Origin of the sequence: Paractinoplanes durhamensis, from assembly GCF_016862175.1 — a bacterium.
GTDB classification, from domain to species: domain Bacteria; phylum Actinomycetota; class Actinomycetes; order Mycobacteriales; family Micromonosporaceae; genus Actinoplanes; species Actinoplanes durhamensis.
Genome location: NZ_BOML01000006.1, coordinates 226,630 through 242,818, shown reverse-complemented (window position 1 = coordinate 242,818; position 16,189 = coordinate 226,630). Strand labels below are relative to the sequence as shown.

At 69.6% G+C, this 16,189-nt stretch carries 16 protein-coding genes; 11 read left to right on the top strand and 5 right to left on the bottom strand.

Annotated elements, in window-relative coordinates; all coding sequences use genetic code 11:
* Nucleotides 1-247 precede the first annotated feature (247 nt).
* The 3 genes from Adu01nite_RS49230 (at nucleotide 248) to Adu01nite_RS04060 (ending at nucleotide 2,583) form a co-directional block, all read left to right on the top strand.
* Complete coding sequence (locus Adu01nite_RS49230) at nucleotides 248-1,519, top strand: serine/threonine kinase C-terminal domain-containing protein (protein WP_498371273.1); 1,272 nt, start codon at nucleotides 248-250, stop codon at nucleotides 1,517-1,519.
* A gap of 69 nt (nucleotides 1,520-1,588) precedes the next feature.
* Complete coding sequence (locus Adu01nite_RS04065) at nucleotides 1,589-1,825, top strand: hypothetical protein (protein ID WP_203724922.1); 237 nt, start codon at nucleotides 1,589-1,591, stop codon at nucleotides 1,823-1,825.
* A 23-nt stretch (nucleotides 1,826-1,848) separates the two neighbouring features.
* Nucleotides 1,849-2,583, top strand: coding sequence for a M50 family metallopeptidase (locus tag Adu01nite_RS04060; RefSeq protein ID WP_203724920.1), 735 nt, complete (start codon nucleotides 1,849-1,851; stop codon nucleotides 2,581-2,583).
* Here the strand turns inward: Adu01nite_RS04060 and Adu01nite_RS04055 are convergent.
* Nucleotides 2,580-4,166, bottom strand: coding sequence for an acyl-CoA carboxylase subunit beta (locus tag Adu01nite_RS04055; protein WP_203724919.1), 1,587 nt, complete (start codon nucleotides 4,164-4,166; stop codon nucleotides 2,580-2,582). The genes Adu01nite_RS04060 and Adu01nite_RS04055 overlap by 4 nt on opposite strands.
* 120 nt (nucleotides 4,167-4,286) lie before the next feature.
* Here Adu01nite_RS04055 and Adu01nite_RS04050 point away from each other — a divergent pair, with 120 nt between their 5' ends.
* The 3 genes from Adu01nite_RS04050 to Adu01nite_RS04040 are packed head-to-tail and all read left to right on the top strand — an operon-like array spanning nucleotide 4,287 to nucleotide 6,794.
* Entirely contained in the window at nucleotides 4,287-5,372 is a 1,086-nt protein-coding gene (locus Adu01nite_RS04050) for a hypothetical protein (RefSeq protein WP_203724917.1), read from the top strand.
* Between the two features lie 11 nt (nucleotides 5,373-5,383).
* A complete protein-coding gene (locus tag Adu01nite_RS04045; protein ID WP_203724915.1) occupies nucleotides 5,384-6,214 on the top strand; it encodes a biotin--[acetyl-CoA-carboxylase] ligase in 831 nt (276 codons plus the stop codon).
* Nucleotides 6,215-6,218: 4 nt separating this feature from the next.
* On the top strand, nucleotides 6,219-6,794 hold the full coding sequence (locus tag Adu01nite_RS04040; protein WP_203724913.1) for a PH domain-containing protein: 576 nt from the start codon (nucleotides 6,219-6,221) through the stop codon (nucleotides 6,792-6,794).
* On the opposite strand, the gene Adu01nite_RS04035 is transcribed toward Adu01nite_RS04040, so the two are convergent.
* The 3 genes from Adu01nite_RS04035 to Adu01nite_RS04025 are packed head-to-tail and all read right to left on the bottom strand — an operon-like array spanning nucleotide 6,791 to nucleotide 8,703.
* The gene (locus tag Adu01nite_RS04035) at nucleotides 6,791-7,312 is read right to left on the bottom strand and encodes a GtrA family protein (RefSeq protein WP_203724911.1); all 522 of its coding nucleotides are present in this window, start codon (nucleotides 7,310-7,312) and stop codon (nucleotides 6,791-6,793) included. The genes Adu01nite_RS04040 and Adu01nite_RS04035 overlap by 4 nt on opposite strands.
* Nucleotides 7,313-7,338: 26 nt before the next feature.
* Entirely contained in the window at nucleotides 7,339-7,887 is a 549-nt protein-coding gene (locus Adu01nite_RS04030) for a GtrA family protein (RefSeq protein ID WP_203724909.1), read from the bottom strand.
* A gap of 51 nt (nucleotides 7,888-7,938) precedes the next feature.
* On the bottom strand, nucleotides 7,939-8,703 hold the full coding sequence (locus tag Adu01nite_RS04025; RefSeq protein WP_203724907.1) for a sigma-70 family RNA polymerase sigma factor: 765 nt from the start codon (nucleotides 8,701-8,703) through the stop codon (nucleotides 7,939-7,941).
* Nucleotides 8,704-8,948: 245 nt separating this feature from the next.
* Between Adu01nite_RS04025 and Adu01nite_RS04020 the strand changes: the two genes are divergently transcribed.
* Complete coding sequence (locus Adu01nite_RS04020; RefSeq protein ID WP_379130876.1) at nucleotides 8,949-10,826, top strand: phosphoenolpyruvate carboxykinase (GTP); 1,878 nt, start codon at nucleotides 8,949-8,951, stop codon at nucleotides 10,824-10,826.
* 246 nt (nucleotides 10,827-11,072) lie between these two features.
* The gene (locus Adu01nite_RS04015; protein ID WP_203724905.1) at nucleotides 11,073-11,843 is read left to right on the top strand and encodes an isoprenyl transferase; all 771 of its coding nucleotides are present in this window, start codon (nucleotides 11,073-11,075) and stop codon (nucleotides 11,841-11,843) included.
* On the opposite strand, the gene otsB is transcribed toward Adu01nite_RS04015, so the two are convergent.
* A complete protein-coding gene (gene otsB, locus Adu01nite_RS04010) occupies nucleotides 11,840-12,658 on the bottom strand; it encodes a trehalose-phosphatase (protein WP_203724903.1) in 819 nt (272 codons plus the stop codon). The genes Adu01nite_RS04015 and otsB overlap by 4 nt on opposite strands.
* A gap of 257 nt (nucleotides 12,659-12,915) precedes the next feature.
* Here otsB and phoH2 point away from each other — a divergent pair, with 257 nt between their 5' ends.
* The 3 genes from phoH2 (at nucleotide 12,916) to Adu01nite_RS03995 (ending at nucleotide 16,169) form a co-directional block, all read left to right on the top strand.
* On the top strand, nucleotides 12,916-14,307 hold the full coding sequence (gene phoH2, locus Adu01nite_RS04005) for an RNA 5'-3' helicase PhoH2 (protein ID WP_203724901.1): 1,392 nt from the start codon (nucleotides 12,916-12,918) through the stop codon (nucleotides 14,305-14,307).
* A gap of 282 nt (nucleotides 14,308-14,589) precedes the next feature.
* Nucleotides 14,590-15,297 (top strand): aggregation-promoting factor C-terminal-like domain-containing protein, encoded by a 708-nt coding sequence (locus Adu01nite_RS04000; RefSeq protein ID WP_203724898.1) that lies wholly within the window; start codon nucleotides 14,590-14,592, stop codon nucleotides 15,295-15,297.
* Between the two features lie 83 nt (nucleotides 15,298-15,380).
* A complete protein-coding gene (locus Adu01nite_RS03995; RefSeq protein WP_203724896.1) occupies nucleotides 15,381-16,169 on the top strand; it encodes a S1 family serine peptidase in 789 nt (262 codons plus the stop codon).
* Nucleotides 16,170-16,189: the final 20 nt, after the last annotated feature.

Sequence of the window (16,189 nt, the reverse complement as noted above, 5' to 3'; positions counted from 1 at the left end):
CCGCAAGTCCACGCCCGACCCGGAGCAGCCGCCGGCCGACGCGACCGCCCTGGTCCGCAGCCCGGCCGCCCCGCCCGCCGACAAGACCACGGTGGTGGCCCCACCGGCGGACAGGACGACGGTCGTGCCCCCGCCGGCCGACAAGACCACGGTCGTGGCACCGCCGGCCGACAAGACCACGGTGGTAGCCCCGCCGACTGACAAGACCACGGTCGTGGCCGCGCCGGAGCAGGCCGACGCCACCACCATGGTCCCGCCGGCCAAGCCGACGCCGAAGAAGAAGTCCACGGCGAGACCCACGCCGAAGCCCACCCCGGCCGCAGCGGAGAAGACGGAAGCGGAAGCGCCCGAGCCGGCGACGGCCGACGCAGCCGCGGCCGTCGCCGGTTCCACCGAGACGACCGACGAGCCGGCCGACACCGAGGTGCCGACCGAGCGGGCCGAGCCGGCCGAGTCCGCCGACGCCCCGGCGAAGCAGGCCGAAGCGGCGACCGAGCAGACCGAGAAGGCCGGGCAGGACGAGCCGGTGGCGGCGACCGAGGAGAAGGCCCCGGCCAAGCTCACGGTCCCGCAGGCCCGCACCGAGGCGAAGCCGATCAAATCACCGGCCGAGCCGGCCAACGACACGGCCACCAAAGCCGCCAAGGCCGCGCCGAATACGACCGGCGAGAAGCCGGCCGACGAGGACAACGCCCCGGTCTCGCCGATCCCGGTCATCAACCGCTCCAGCCGCCCGGCCTGGCGCCCGATGGAGCCGCGCCCGGTCCCGGGTGGCGTGACCGTCTTCGGCACCCGCCTGACCTATCGCCAGGCGGCGATCGGCGCCGGCCTCATCCTGCTGGTCCTGGCCCTGGTGATCACCCTGGTCGCGCAGTCGTTCGGCAGCGATTCCGACAAGACCGGCGGCGCCGGGCCGACCGGGGCGGCCACCGTCCCGACCACGCAGGCGGCCCAGCCGACTCAGCCGACCACGGCCGCGACGACGCCGAGCGCCGCACCCTCGTCGGCCGCCCCGACCACCACGGCACCGTCGTCCGCGGCGGCCAGCACGCCGGCCAACTCGGCCGCGCTGCCGAAGGGCTGGACGTACCGCACGATCCCGGCCACCGGCAGCGCACCCGGTTTCAAGATTCCGCTGCCGAGCGGGGTCAACGTCTCCGGCGGCGGCACCGAGATGCGGTTCACCTACAACAACCGGCTGCTGATCCTGGGCCGCACCAAGTCGCCGCAGGCGGACGCCTACGACGACTGGAAGAGCCAGGAGAAGGCGCGGCGCGGCACCTACCGCGACTACAACCTGATCCGGCTGGACCGGGCGACCTACCGCGACTACGAGTCGGTGGCCGACTGGGAGTACACCTACACCACCGACAAGGGGAACCCGCAGCACGTGATCCGGCGGAACATCCGGGTCGACAGCAGCGCCGCGTTCTCCTTGAACTGGTATGTGTCGACCAGCGACTGGGCCGCTTCGCAGGCCGATCTTCAGGCCATTTACCAGGGGTTCCAGCCTTTGTAGGACACCGATGTGCGTGATTGCGGTCAAGTGGGTACTTGATCCGCAGTCACGGATGGAGGTGCAGTCACCATGAACCGCCGACGGCACGGCAGTAAGCCCACGATCGCTCTCTGGATGCTGGTCGCGGTCGCCGATGCGGCGATCCTGATCGCCACCGGTGGCCTGGTCGCCCTGGTGCTTATTGTCGCCACCCTGGCCATCGTCGCGGGCGTCGTGTTCGCCGCGCGCCAGCTGGCCACGCAGCAAAAGCTCACCCGGTCGAAGGTTGCGAACACGCTCGCCAGCCGGGACCGGCGTCGCGCTTAGCGTGATCGGCTAGAGTCGCCCGCGTGTCGATCGACGGTGTGGCTGACCTCTGGGACAAACTGCTCGGCGCCCAGCCCGATCCTCCGGGCCTGCTCGTGCTGCTCACCGCGGTGGCCGCCGTGCTGGCGGTCGCGTTCCGCCCGGTGTGGCGGGTGGCGCGCAACGCGGTGACCATCGCGCACGAGGGTGGGCACGCCCTGATGGCGTTGCTGACCGGCCGGCGCCTGCGCGGCATCCGGCTGGAGTTCGACACCTCCGGCCTGACGTTGTCGTCGGGCCGCCCGTCCGGGCTGGGGATGATCCTCACGCTGCTCGGTGGCTACATCGCTCCGTCACTGGTCGGTGTGCTGGGCGCGTGGCTGCTCGGCGGCAACCGCATCACGCTGCTGCTGTGGCTGGCGATTGTGCTGCTGCTGCTCATGCTGATCAACATCCGCAACCTGTTCGGCGTCGTCTCGCTGCTGATCACCGGCGCGATCGTGTTCGTGGTGTCGTGGTTCGCCGATCCCGAGGTGCAGGCGGTCTTCGCGTACGCCGGGGTGTGGTTCCTGCTGTTCGGCGGCATCCGCCCGATCTTCGAGCTGCAGAGCCTGCGCCGCCGTGGCCGCATGCGGGAGTCGGACGCCGACCAGCTGGCGCACATCACCCACCTGCCGGCCCTGTTCTGGGTCGGCGTGTTCCTGGTGGTGGACGTGGCCGCCCTGGTGATCGGCGCCTTCCTGCTGGCCGGCCAATGGCTCCCGCAGACGGTCGCCTAGAGCGGGATGTTGCCGTGTTTCTTCGGCGGCAGGGTCTCCCGCTTGGTGCGTAGCGTCCGCAACGCCCGGGTCACCTGCGCCCGGGTCTGCGACGGCGCGATCACCGCATCCACGTAACCGCGCTCGGCCGCGATGTACGGGTTGGCGAGCGTGTCCTCGTACTCCTGGATCAGCTCGGCCCGGCGCAGCGCCGGATCGTCCGCCGCCGCGAGTTCTCCCCGGTAGAGGATGTTGACCGCGCCCTGGGCGCCCATCACCGCGATCTGCGCGGTCGGCCACGCGAAGTTGAGGTCGGCCCCGAGGTGCTTGGACCCCATCACGTCGTACGCCCCGCCGTACGCCTTGCGCGTGATGACCGTGACCTTGGGGACGGTGGCCTCGGCGTACGCATAAATGAGCTTGGCCCCGCGCCGGATGATGCCGTCCCATTCCTGGGATGTGCCCGGCAGGAAGCCGGGCACGTCGACGAAGGTCAGCACCGGGATGTTGAAGGCGTCGCAGGTGCGCACGAAACGGGCGGCCTTCTCGCTGGCGGCGATGTCGAGGGTGCCGGCGAAGTGCATGGGCTGGTTGGCGACCACGCCGACCGGGCGGCCCTCGACGCGTCCGAAGCCGACCACGATGTTCTGCGCGTAGAGCGGCTGCACCTCGAGGAAGTCCTCGACGACGGTCTCCACGACGGTCTTGATGTCGTAGGGCTGGTTGGCCGAGTCGGGGATCAGGGTGTCGAGGGCTTGATCTTGCTCATTCGCCGAAATGTCGGAAAGCTCCTCGAAGACCACCGGCTCGTCCAGGTTGTTAGACGGCAGGTAGGACAGGAGCGCCCGCACGTAGTCGATCGCATCGGGTTCGTCCGACGCCAGGTAGTGGGCGTTGCCGCTGCGCGAGTTGTGGGTGCGGGCGCCGCCGAGCTCCTCCATGCCGACCTCTTCGCCGGTGACCGTCTTGATCACGTCGGGGCCGGTGATGAACATGTGCGAGGTCTGGTCGACCATCACGGTGAAGTCGGTGATCGCCGGCGAGTAGACCGCGCCGCCCGCGCACGGGCCCATGATCAGCGAGATCTGCGGGATGACGCCGCTGGCCCGGACGTTGCGGAAGAAGATGTCGGCGTAGAGGCCGAGGGCGACCACGCCCTCCTGGATGCGGGCGCCGCCGGAGTCGTTGATCCCGATGATCGGGCAGCCGATCTTCATGGCGAGGTCGAGCACCTTGACGATCTTCTCGCCGAAGACCTCGCCGAGCGATCCGCCGAAGACCGTGAAGTCCTGGGAGAACACGCACACCTGCCGGCCGTCGACGGTGCCGTAGCCGGTCACCACGCCGTCGCCGTAGGGCCGGTTGTCGGCCAGGCCGAAGTTGGTGGTGCGGTGCCGGGCCAGCCCGTCGAGCTCGACGAACGAACCCTCGTCGAGGAGCAGGTCGATGCGTTCGCGGGCGGTCTTCTTGCCGCGCGCGTGCTGCTTCTCCACCGCTCGGGCGGAGCCGGCATGCACGGCTCCGTCGGTGCGCCGTTCGAGGTCGGCCAGCTTTCCGGCGGTGGTGTGGATGTCGGCCTGGACCGCTTCGTGCTGCGTCGTCACGGTGATCCTCACACTCTGCAGTGCTACCGGTGAGTATTCCTTCGGTGATCGTAATGCGAGGAGGGGGCCGCGGCGCTACGGGTGCGTTTCGCACCCAATGCCCCATTCGTTACCTGAAGCGTGACGAACTGGATGACCGCGGCCGGGCTCGCCCTCATCGCCGGTGGCCTCGCCACATTGATCAGCTTCCGTTCCTTCCTGTTCGGTGGCGGGGAACGCCGTGCCCGCCGGCAGCCGGTCCTGGAAGCGCCGCGGCGCCGTCCGGCCCTGGCCGCCGAGCCGGCGGAAGTTCCGGCCGAGGTGGTGGTCGAGGTAGTGGCCGAGGTGATCGCCGAACCGGTGGTCGAACTCGCCGAGCCGGTCCCGGTCGAGGAGACGGCGGGCCGGTCACGTCGTAGCCGGCGAGGACGCCGGCGCGCGCTGGTCCCGGCATCGGAGGACGTGGGTACGCCATACGTCGTGCCCGGTCCCTCCGATGAGGACGCTGCGGGGGATCGTGGCGGTCTCGCGTCCATCGGCCTGGCCGGCGACGACGGCGAGTTCGACCTGCCCGAGGCCGAGAACGAGCCGATCCCGGCGCCACTGGTCGTCCGCGGCCGCCGTGGCCGGCGGAGCCGGTCGGTGGTGGAACCCGAGCCGCATTTCGAGGAGCCGGCCGTGTTACACCTCGACGAGCTCGACGGTGACCTGTGTGCGGAAGCCGACCGGGTCCCCGAGGGGCCGCGGGCCGACCGCTATGGCGACCGGGTCGAGGGCTGGGTCCGTCCCGAGTATCACGAGCCCGCCGCCGAGCCGCGCCCCGGCGAATACTGGACCCCGATCCCGGTCGACCTGGAGCCGGACCCCGAGCCGTCGGCCAAGGGCTACGGCTGGCCGCGCCCGGTCGAGCGGCTCCCGGCCGTGCCCGACTACGAGCCCGCCACCGGCTTCGACATGCGCCCGGTCCAGTACGAGCCGACCGAGGCGGTCCCGGTCTGGCCGATGAACGACGAAGGCCCGGGCCGGGTCCGGCTGCCCCGCTCGTGGGCGGTCCGCAACGAGAAGCCGGAGCCGCTCGGCACCGAGAAGCCGGGCCCGGCCCCCGACCGCCGCCGCCCGCGCCCACGACCGCGCCCGAGCATCTCGGAGATCCCGGAAGCACCGCCCCCGGTCGACCGCAGCACGATGTACGTGAGCCGGCACGCCGCCGATCCACCACCCCGCTGATCTAGGCTCGGTTGATGGCGTCCCCCTATACCGACCTGGACCGCCCGCCGCTGTCGTCGCGCGGGCTGGAGCGGGCCCTGGTCACCCCGGAAAGTCTGTGGACGCGCATCGACGTGCGCGCCGAGACCGCCTCCACCAACGCCGATGTCGCCGCGGCCGCGATGCGGGGCGAGCCCGAAGGGCTGGTGGTGGTGGCCGAGCGGCAGACGGCCGGCCGGGGCCGCCGCGACCGGCAGTGGACGTCCCCGCCGCGGGCCGGCCTCACGCTGAGCGTGCTGCTACGGCCGGGCCCGGCCGTCCCGACCGGCGGTTACGGGTGGTTGCCGCTGCTGGCGGGGGTGGCGCTGCTGGAGGCGGTGCAGCGGGTCGCCGAGGTGGAAGCCGGCCTCAAATGGCCGAACGACCTGCTGGTGGGCAAAGGGAAGTGCGCCGGGATCCTGGCCGAGGTGGCCGGCGACGCGGTGGTGGTCGGGATCGGACTCAACGTGAGCACCCGCGCCGACGAGTTGCCCGAGACGACCGGCCTGCCGGCGACCTCGCTGAAGCTGGCCGGGGCGGCCTCGGCCGACCGCGACCCGCTGCTCCGGGCCCTGCTGCGCGGGATCGCCGGGTGGTACGGCGGCTGGCGGGACGCGGGTGGCGACGCCGAGCTGGCCGGCCTGCTCGCGGCGTACCGGCGGGGGTGCTCGACGATCGGCCGCGAGGTGCGGGTGCTGCTGCCCGGCGGTGGCGAGATCCGCGGCGAGGCGACCGCGGTGGACGGCGACGGCCAGTTGGTGATCCGTTCGGCTGACGGCGGGACCCATCGCGTCTCGGCGGGTGACGTGCTCCACGTACGCTGACCGCGTGGCGTTCCCGGACGAGGTCCTCACCGACGAGGAGGAGGTCGTCTTCCACCTGCATCCGCACTGGAAGACGGCGATCCGCCCCGGCGCGGTCGTGCTGTTGGCGGTGTCGACGACGGCACTGGCCTGGATCATGCTGCCGCAGAACAACGGCGGTTTCCTGGCGTTCGGCGTGGTCGCGCTGATCATGGGTTACTACGGCATCCGGTACGGTGCGGTGCCGCTGGTGATCTGGCGCTGCACCCATTACGTGGTGACCACCGAGCGTGTCCTGCTGCAGGACGGGGTGATCGCCCGGGCGCGGCGGGACCTGCCGCTCAACCGGATCGACAACCACCTGATGACCCAGACGGTGCTGGACCGGATGTTCGGTTCGGGCACGCTGACCATCGACTCGATCGGCGACCAGGCGGCGGTGCTCGCGGCCGTGCCGCAGGCGAACCACGTGCAGACGGCGCTCTACGAGGTGATCGAGCAGGATCGCCTGCGTAATCCGGAGGACTACGAGGACGAGGAGCCCGAGGAGGAGCCGGAGCTGCCGCCGCAGCGAAAGCGCGGCGGGTTGTTCAAACGCTAGCGGGTCGGCTCGGGCTCGGAAGCGGACAGCTCAGCGAAGCCGGCCATCGCGTCCAGCTCGGCGAGCTCGGCCTCGTGGCCGTCGACCGGCGGCTTCAGGAAGACGAACGTGCGGTAGGCCCAGAAGCGGAACACCGTGGCGATCACGATGCCGACCAGGGTCACGCCCATGAAGGCGATCTCGTCGTGCTGCTCGGTGAGGCCGAAACCGTACTTGCCGATCGCCACCAGGCCGGACTGGATGACCATGCCGACCAGGTTGAAGCCGAAGAACAGCGTGTACTCCCGCCGCAGCGCGGTGCGCGTGTGATGGCGGTAGGTCCAATACCGGTTCGCGAAGTACGCCAGGGTCGTCGTCACGACCGTCGCGATGATGCTCGCCTTGACCGCGCCGACCGAGAGGGCGGCCCAGGTGATCGCCATGTAGAGCAGGGTGTTGGCGGCGCCGATGACACCGAACGCGATGGCTTCGGGAGCAAGACGGCGCAAGCGATCCGTCAGCGGACTTGCTGAGGGCATTGGGCAACCTTACGGGGGAAGGGCGATCACGCCGAGTCACGGACGGGGGAAGGCGAAGCCACGTTAGTCGCGTGGTGGCCGGAGTGCTGCCCCGTGGCGGCCTGATCGGGGGGAGTTGTGTCGCGGAACACGAACCGGCGGTACGACCAGAACCGGAAAAGGGTGCCCACGGCGGTGCCGACCAGCTGGCCGGAGATGTTGTCGGCGAGCGGGGTCTGCAACGCGGGCCAGATCTGGCCGAGCCCGTAGTGGCTGATCGCGAGGCAGGACAGTCCGATGCCGAGGCCGATGGCGTTCAGCACGAAGAACATGGTGTATTGCCGGGCCATGTTGTCGTGGACGCGGTGCCGCCAGGTCCAGAAACGGTTGCCGGTGAACGCGACCGTCGTCGCGATCACCGTCGAGATCGTCTTGGCGAACAGGGTCTCGACGCCGGTCTGCAACAGCACGTTGAAGATGGCCAGATCGATGGCGAACGAGATGGCGCCGACGGTGCCGAACTTGCTCAGCTCGTGGACCAGTGCCCGGAGTCTGCTCCGCAGGCTGCGTGGCTGCGGCGTCGAGGTCTCGGGCACGACCCGACTGTACCGGGGGTAGTCACGGACCGCGGTTTTCGTTGGCGAGTCTTAACCGGTTGATCCAGCATGGTGACGCTGTCGATACGGACGGTGACGCAGGCCGTCGATTTCGCTGACTTCGGCGAACCGTCCCCGGCATTCGCCGCACCAGCCGAGATGACCGCGCATCCGGTTGGCGTCCCGCGGGGCGAGCCGGCCGCGCAGGTGGCCGCCGAGCCGGTCGCCGGCCCAGCGGCACTCCGGATGTTCGGCGACCGCGACGTGCTGCTGCAGGTAGAGGCTGCGCAGGCCCTCCCGGGCCCGGTGGGCGAGAACGGCGACCGCGTTCGGCGTCATGCCGAACATGCCGGCCACCTCGGCCGGCGTGTTTCCCTCGACCGCGGTCTGCCACAGCACGTCCCGCCACCGTTCGGGCAGCTGCTTGAACGCGGCGGCCGCGTACGCGCGCTCAAGCCGGTCGAGGGCCGGGTCGGTGAACGGCTCGCCCTCGTCGTAGCGAGTGAGGTCGTCGGTGAACTCGAGCCGCCGATCGCGCCGGGCCCGGTGATAACAGACGTGCCGCATCGTCGTGTGCAGGTAGGCGCGGAAGGCGACCAGCGGCCCACGGCCGGCCCGCAGGGATGCGAACACCTTGGCGAACGTCTCGGCCACCAGGTCGTCGGCATCGGCCGGGTCGCGGGCGAGCCCGAACGCCAGCTGCCGGGCCGCGCCCCGGTGGCGTTCGTAGAGCGTCCCGTATGCGGCGGTGTCGCCGGCCCGGACCGCGGCCAGCAGGTCGGTGTCCGAGTCCGGTTCGGTAGCCGGGATCGTCATTCCTGCCTCCTGAAGCGGGAGTGAGAGGAAAGACCAGGTACTCGCAGTTTAGGGTGTTTAGTCCGATTTGCGGAAGTCCACCGAACGGCCCGGTGTGGGATGGCTGAAATGGCGATGCTGCGCAGATCTGCGCTTTGCGGCGAAGGATCGATCGTCTGCAAGCAAAGGTTCCGTTGATTGTGCGGTTATCCACAGAAACAACCGATGAACAGCACGCTCAGTCGCCTTAGTCTGAGGTGACTCCCATGACCTCGGGGCGGGCCCTCTCCGGCCCGTCATCGGTCATTGGTCAGTGCCGACCGAAGGAGATCGCCTTGCTCGACGACGCCCCCACCTCGCATCCCCGCCTGCTCGCCTGGATCGACGAGGTAGCCGCCCTGACCACGCCCGACCGGATCGTCTGGTGCGACGGCTCGGAGTCCGAATGGACCGGCATCACCGATGCCCTGGTCGACTCGGGCGCCCTGGTTCGCCTCGACCCGGCCAAGAAGCCCAACTCGTTCTGGGCCCGTACCGACCCCGGCGACGTGGCCCGGGTCGAGGAGAGCACCTATATCTGCTCGGTCGACGAGGCCGACGCCGGACCCACCAACAACTGGATGGCGCCGGCCGAGATGAAGTCGACGATGACGGAGCTCTACCGGGGCTGCATGAAGGGCCGGACGATGTATGTCGTCCCGTTCTGCATGGGTCCGCTCGACGCGCCGACGCCGATGTTCGGTGTGGAGCTCACCGACAGCCCGTACGTCGTGGCCAGCATGCGCATCATGACCCGGATGGGGACCGAGGTCCTGGCGGCGCTGGGCGATGAAAAAGACTTTGTTCCGGCGCTGCACTCGGTCGGCGCGCCGCTCGAGCCCGGCCAGGAGGACGCGGCCTGGCCCTGCAACGAGACGAAATACATCTCGCACTTCCCGGAGACCCGGGAAATCTGGTCGTTCGGTTCCGGCTACGGCGGCAACTCGCTGCTCGGCAAGAAGTGCTACGCGCTGCGCATCGCCAGCGTCGCGGCCCGGGACGAGGGCTGGCTCGCCGAGCACATGCTGATCATGAAGCTGACCTCGCCGGAGGGCCAGGTCCGTTACATCGCCGGCGCCTTCCCGTCGGCCTGCGGCAAGACCAACCTCGCCATGCTCCAGCCGACCCTGCCCGGCTGGAAGGTCGAGACGGTCGGCGACGACATCGCCTGGATGCGGTTCGGCGAGGACGGCCGGCTCTGGGCCACCAACCCCGAGTTCGGGCTGTTCGGCGTCGCGCCCGGCACCGACTTCCATACCAACCCGAACGCGATGCGCACGCTCGCCCGGGGCAACTCGGTCTTCACCAACGTGGCGCTGACCGACGACGGCGACATCTGGTGGGAAGGCATGGGCACGCCGCCCGCGCACCTCACGGACTGGAAGAATCACGACTGGACGCCGGATTCGGAAAACCCTTCGAGCCACCCCAACAGCCGTTTTTGTACGCCCATCGAGCAGTGCCCGATCCTCGCGGACGAGTACCACGACCCGCGCGGCGTACCGATCGACGCGATCCTCTTCGGCGGCCGCCGCAAGACCACGATCCCGCTGGTCGCCGAGGCCCGCGACTGGGTGCACGGCGTCTACCTGGGGGCCACGCTCTCCAGCGAGACCACGGCGGCGGCGGTCGGCCAGGTGGGCGTGGTGCGCCGCGACCCGATGGCGATGCTGCCGTTCATCGGCTACCACGCCGGCGACTACTTCCAGCACTGGATCGACATGGCCAAGGGCGCATCCGGCGACGCCGCCAAGCTGCCCAAGGTCTTCTACGTCAACTGGTTCCGCCGCGGCGACCAGGGCCAGTTCCTGTGGCCCGGCTTCGGCGAGAACAGCCGCGTCCTCAAGTGGATCGTCGAGCGTCTCGACGGCAAGGGCGAGGCGATCGAGACACCGGTCGGGCACGTGCCGACCCCGGGCGCGCTCGACGTGACCGGCCTGGACATCAGCGACGAGGACCTGGCCGCCGTGCTCAGGGTCGACCGCGACGAGTGGCTGGCCGAGATCCCGCAGGTCACGGAGTGGTTCACCAGGTTCGGCGACAAGCTCCCCGCCGTCCTGTGGGCCGAGCTGGACGCCTTGCGCGCCCGCCTCGCCGACGCTTGACCCGCTCGACCCCTCTTTATCGCCTCGCTCCGCTTCGGCTTTCCGCCGGGGCGGAGCGAGGCTTTTTATGTACGCACGGAGCGCACTCGCCGCAGCAGGCGTAGGTGGGTCGGAAGCTCGCGTGGACGTGCGCCACGGAACGGTCATATCCGGCGTGGGGCGGCGACGCCCGTACGCATGAAGTGACCAAAGGTTTAGCCTCCCGGACGAAGCCGTCGGCAGCCGACAGGGCTAGGGTTTGGGGCGATGGGCGTCCGGTCTTTGGTCTATTCCTTTTACGAGCGGCGGCTTGCTGGAAAGCTGGCCGGCAAGCCCGTGCCTCAGCATGTCGGCATCATGTGCGACGGAAACCGGCGCTGGGCCCGCGAGATGGGCTTCGTCGACCCCAACGACGGTCATCGCGTCGGGGCCGCCCGGATCAAGGAGTTGCTCACCTGGTGTGACCAGGCGGGCATCAAGCACGTCACGCTCTACCTGCTGGCCACCGACAATCTGCAGCGGCCGGCCGCCGAGCTCGATCCGCTCGTGAAGATCATCGAGGACCTCGCCACCGAGCTGGCCGAGGACGGCAACCCGTGGCGGCTGCGGATGGTGGGCGCGCTCGACGTGCTGCCGGCCGACACCGCGACCGCGCTGAAGGCCGCGCAGGAGAAGACCCGCGACCGCACCGGCGGCGTCGAGGTCAACCTGGCGGTCGGCTACGGCGGGCGGCGGGAGATCGCCGACGCGGTCCGTTCGCTGCTGTTCGAGCACGCGGCCCGCGGTGGCACGCTCGAGGAGCTCGCCGAGATCCTCGACGTCGAGCACATCGCCGAGCACCTCTACACCCGCGGCCAGCCCGACCCCGACCTGGTCATCCGCACCAGCGGGGAGCAGCGGCTCTCCGGCTTCCTGCTGTGGCAGTCGGCGCACTCGGAGTTCTACTTCCACGACGCCAACTGGCCCGACTTCCGCCGGATCGACTTCCTCCGGGCGCTGCGATCCTACGGAAGCCGGCAGCGCCGTTACGGCGCCTAGTTCTTCGCTGTCAGGCGGCTCAGGCCGTCGGTGAGGAACTCGGCCACCGCGTCGGGCGAGTCGAGGGTGAGGTCGGCGGCGCTGGAGACCTCGGCGCCGGTCTCCGGGTTGGCCACCGCGACCGCGACGCCGAAGAACTTGGGGTCGACCGCCTCCCGGGCGCGCAACGCGTCGAACGCCTTGATGTCGGACATGTCGTCCCCGAAATACCAGGCGCAGCCGGCGTTGCGGACGCCCTCGGTGATGACCATCCCCTTGTCCTGATCGACCGGGGGCTTCAGCTCGACCACCATCCGGCCGCCCTGGATCTTGAGCCCGAGCCGCTCGGCCTGCTCGTGCCCCCAGCGCTCCACCTCGGCCGCGTGCTGCGGCGCGGTGCGGTAGTGCAGGGCCACCGAGAGGCGCTTGAACTCGACAAGGATCTGCTCGGGCAGCTCGGCCCGGGCCCGGTCGGCCAGATCGCTCATCGCCGGGATCCAGGGCAGCGCGGCCGGCTCGGTCACGACCGCGCCGTCGTGCCAGACCTCGAGGCCGTAGAGGCCGTAGAGATCCACCCGCTCCAGCGAGGCGAACCGCGACCGCAGGAAACTGACCGGCCGGGCCGACACGATCGCCACCCGGCGGACCGCGGTGGCCAGCTGCTCCAGCACGCCGGGCACCGCGTCGACCGGTTGCGACGCGTCGGGGTCGTCGGTGACGGGGGACAGCACCCCGTCGAAGTCGAAGAAGAAGGTGGTCTCGGCCGCTCGCCCGGCCGTCACGGCCCAGGCGTCGGCGGTGCTCAGCGGACGGTTCGGACGCAGAGTCTCAGCCACGTGGTCAGATTACCCGTCGTACGTCCGGTTGCGAGCCGGAGAAATTGGCGTGCCATGAGTTTTGTGTACTTCCGCGTTCCGCAGTTGACCGCTAGCGTTCTTGTCATGGCGCGGGGTCATCCCGAGCCAGACGGTAGGCCCGGACCTGCGACAAGTACGCCACGGGGCCCGCAATCCGACCCCGTGTACGTGCCGGGCGACCGGAGGTGCGGACCGCGGGCGTCGACGGGTTGCACGCCCGCCCCTGGAGCAGGCCTGTGACACCACGCCGATCTGACGCCGAGGGCACCAAAACCAGCAACCGCGCCGCGACGGGACGCACCTCCCGGGATCGCCACGCTGACGCGGAGCCGGCCCCAGCGGGCCGAGTTTTTGTTCTGGACACCTCGGTCCTGCTGTCCGACCCGGCGGCGTTCCGCCGGTTCACCGATCACGAAGTCATTGTTCCGCTCGTGGTCATCTCCGAGTTGGAGGGCAAGCGGCATCATCCTGAGCTGGGCTGGTTCGCGCGGCAGGCGCTGCGCATGCTGGACGAGTTGCGGATCAAGCACGGCCGGCTGGATCAGCCGGTGCTCTGCAACGACGAGGGCGGCACCGTCCGGGTCGAGCTCAACCACGCTGATCAGAGCGTTCTGCCGCAAGGCTTCCGCAACGACTCGAACGACACCCGCATCCTCTCGGTGGCGCTGGGCTTGGCCGCCGAGGGCCGCGATGTCACGCTGGTCAGCAAGGACATGCCGCTGCGGGTGAAGGCGGCGTCGGTGGGCCTCACGGCGGATGAATACCGCCACGGCCAGGCCAGTGACCCGACCTGGACCGGGATGGCCGATCTCAAGCTCGGCGAGGAACAGGTCGCGGCGCTCTACGCGGGTGACGAGCTCGAGCTGGAGGAGTCCGAGCAGCTGCCCTGTCACACCGGCCTGGTGATTCATTCCACACGTGGCTCGGCCCTCGGCCGGGTCAACCCGGACAAGACCGTGCGGCTGGTGCGCGGTGACCGGGAGGCGTTCGGCCTGCGCGGCCGGTCCGCCGAGCAGCGGGTGGCGCTCGACATCCTGCTGGACGAGTCGATCGGCATCGTCTCGCTGGGTGGCCGGGCCGGCACCGGTAAGTCGGCGCTGGCCCTGATGGCCGGCCTGGAAGCGACGATGGAACGCAACCGCCACAAGAAGGTGATCGTCTTCCGCCCGCTCTACGCGGTGGGTGGCCAGGAGCTGGGCTATCTGCCCGGCACCGAGAACGAGAAGATGTCGCCCTGGGCGCAGGCGGTCTTCGACACGCTCGGGTCGGTGGTGCACGCCAACGTCGTGGAGGAGGTCATGGCGCGCGGCATGCTCGAGGTGCTGCCGCTGACCCACATCCGCGGCCGCAGCCTGCACGACGCGTTCGTGATCGTGGACGAGGCGCAGTCGCTGGAACGCAACGTGCTGCTCACCGTCCTCTCCCGGATCGGCCAGGGTTCGCGGGTCATCCTGACCCACGACGTCGCGCAACGGGACAATCTGCGCGTCGGCCGACACGACGGCGTAACTGCCGTGATCGAGGCGTTGAAGGGGCATCCGATCTTCGCGCACGTCACGCTGACGCGGTCCGAACGGTCGCCGATCGCCGAAGTGGTCACCGATCTGCTGGAGGAAATTCCTCTTTGAGGTGACACTCGGGCTGGGGAACTATCGCCCGGTTTACGCGCAAATTTAGTGTGAGCAAAGTCACAAGAGCGCGCCACCGTTTCACATCCACTTCACTCTGCGCCATGGTGTTCGGCGAGCGCCATCGCGTGGTCATCTTCGTCGGAGATCGACGTCGGGCCACCAGTTCGATCGAGGTTGATCGAATTGTCGGCCCGAGTGGTCGCGGTGCTCGCGGCACGCCCACCACCATCCCCGGTGGCCGGACGTGCCGCGTCATTGCCCCCGACGAAGGGATACTTCGTGAATCGGCTTGCGAGCCGGGTCGGAGTACGTGTCGCGTCGGTCGGCCTGCTGGTAGCGGGTCTGATCGCAGGTGTGTATCTCGGACAGGACCGCGTGGTCCAGGCGCAGCAGCGGAGCTCCGAAGCGTCGAACGTCGTCCAGGTGGACGTGGACGACATGCAGCTTCTCAAGCAGCGACAGAGCCAGCACGCCGCCGCTCGTGCGTACCAGCGCGAGGCCGAGGGCGATGCCGCCGAGAAGGCGGCCGCCGAGGCGAAGTCGGCGGCGAGCAAGGCGCATGCGCTGGAGAGCAAGGCGATCGAGGCCAAGAAGGCGGCGACCGAGGCCGCGGCCCAGAAGAAGGCCGAGGAGAGCGGCGGCCCGGTGGCCTACACCGGCCCGGTGCCGACCTCCTGCAACGAGTACAGCGGCAGCCGCAAGACCGGTTGCTCGCTGATGATCGCGGCCGGCTTCGAGATCGACCAGTTCCCCTGCCTCGACAAGCTGTGGAAGAAGGAGAGCGGGTGGAACTACCGCGCCGAGAACAGCAGCTCCGGCGCGTACGGAATCCCGCAGGCCCTCCCCGGCAGCAAGATGGCGTCGGTGGCGTCGGACTGGAAGACCAACCCGGCCACCCAGATCAAGTGGGGTCTGGGCTACATCGAGGGTCGCTACGACACTCCGTGTGGCGCGTGGTCGCACTCGCAGAGCACCGGCTGGTACTGACGTTCGTTCAAAGTAGACACGCCTGACAAAACGGGCCGCGCGGCGTGACCGCGTGGCCCGTTTTGCTGTGATCAAATGTCTGAATGATGCGAAATGTCACTTCACGACTGTTGATCGGTGCCGCCGTTGCGGCGCTGGCCGCGGTCGGTGGCGTGGCCTATGCGGCCGTCGGCCCGCGACCGATCACCGAGGTGGTGGGTGGCGTTCCGGCCCCGGAGGGCAAGTTCCCGTGGATGGTGCGGCTCTCGATGGGCTGCGGCGGCGTGCTGACCGCGCCGCGCGTCGTGCTCACCGCCGGACACTGCGTGGACGGTACCGGCGAGACCGACACCATCAAGGTGATCGCGGGCACGATCGACCTCAAATCCCCGAAGGCGCTCTCCGCGCACTCGGTGAAGGTCTACCGGGCGCCCGGGTTCCGGGACGAGACCCGCGGCGACGACTGGGCGGTGATCCGCCTGGACCACCCGCTGGACCTGCCCGTCCTGCCGCTCACCAAGACCGACGACGACCGGGGTGACTTCGTCGTGATGGGCTGGGGGCAGACCCGCGAGGACTCGATGAAGCAGGAACGGCGGCTGCACTACGCGACCGTGCCCACGGTCCCCGACGACAAGTGCGCCAAGGAGTACAAGAAGGCCGGCGTGAAGCTCGTCGCCAAGGAGTCGATCTGCGCCGGCACCAAGACCGTCGACACCTGCCAGGGCGACTCCGGCGGTCCGATGGTGACCCGGGACGCCCACGGCGACTGGGTGCAGGTCGGCATCGTGAGCTGGGGACTCGGCTGCGCCCGTGACGGCTATCCCGGCGTCTACACGCAGATCTCCGCGTTCCGGACGGATATTCGCAAGGCCACCAGCAAGTTCAGCTGAGGTTGGCGGCCCTTGCCGTC

Bases quoted from the DNA above. Each gene is read 5' to 3' on its own strand.
- Adu01nite_RS49230 (WP_498371273.1), top strand. From the start codon at position 248: ATGGTCCCGCCGGCCAAGCCGACGCCGAAGAAGAAGTCCACGGCGAGA.
- Adu01nite_RS03995 (WP_203724896.1), top strand. From the start codon at position 15,381: ATGATGCGAAATGTCACTTCACGACTGTTGATCGGTGCCGCCGTTGCG.
- Adu01nite_RS04020 (WP_379130876.1), top strand. From the start codon at position 8,949: ATGACCTCGGGGCGGGCCCTCTCCGGCCCGTCATCGGTCATTGGTCAG.
- Adu01nite_RS04065 (WP_203724922.1), top strand. From the start codon at position 1,589: ATGAACCGCCGACGGCACGGCAGTAAGCCCACGATCGCTCTCTGGATG.
- Adu01nite_RS04035 (WP_203724911.1), bottom strand. From the start codon at position 7,312: ATGCCCTCAGCAAGTCCGCTGACGGATCGCTTGCGCCGTCTTGCTCCC.
- Adu01nite_RS04025 (WP_203724907.1), bottom strand. From the start codon at position 8,703: ATGACGATCCCGGCTACCGAACCGGACTCGGACACCGACCTGCTGGCC.
- Adu01nite_RS04015 (WP_203724905.1), top strand. From the start codon at position 11,073: ATGGGCGTCCGGTCTTTGGTCTATTCCTTTTACGAGCGGCGGCTTGCT.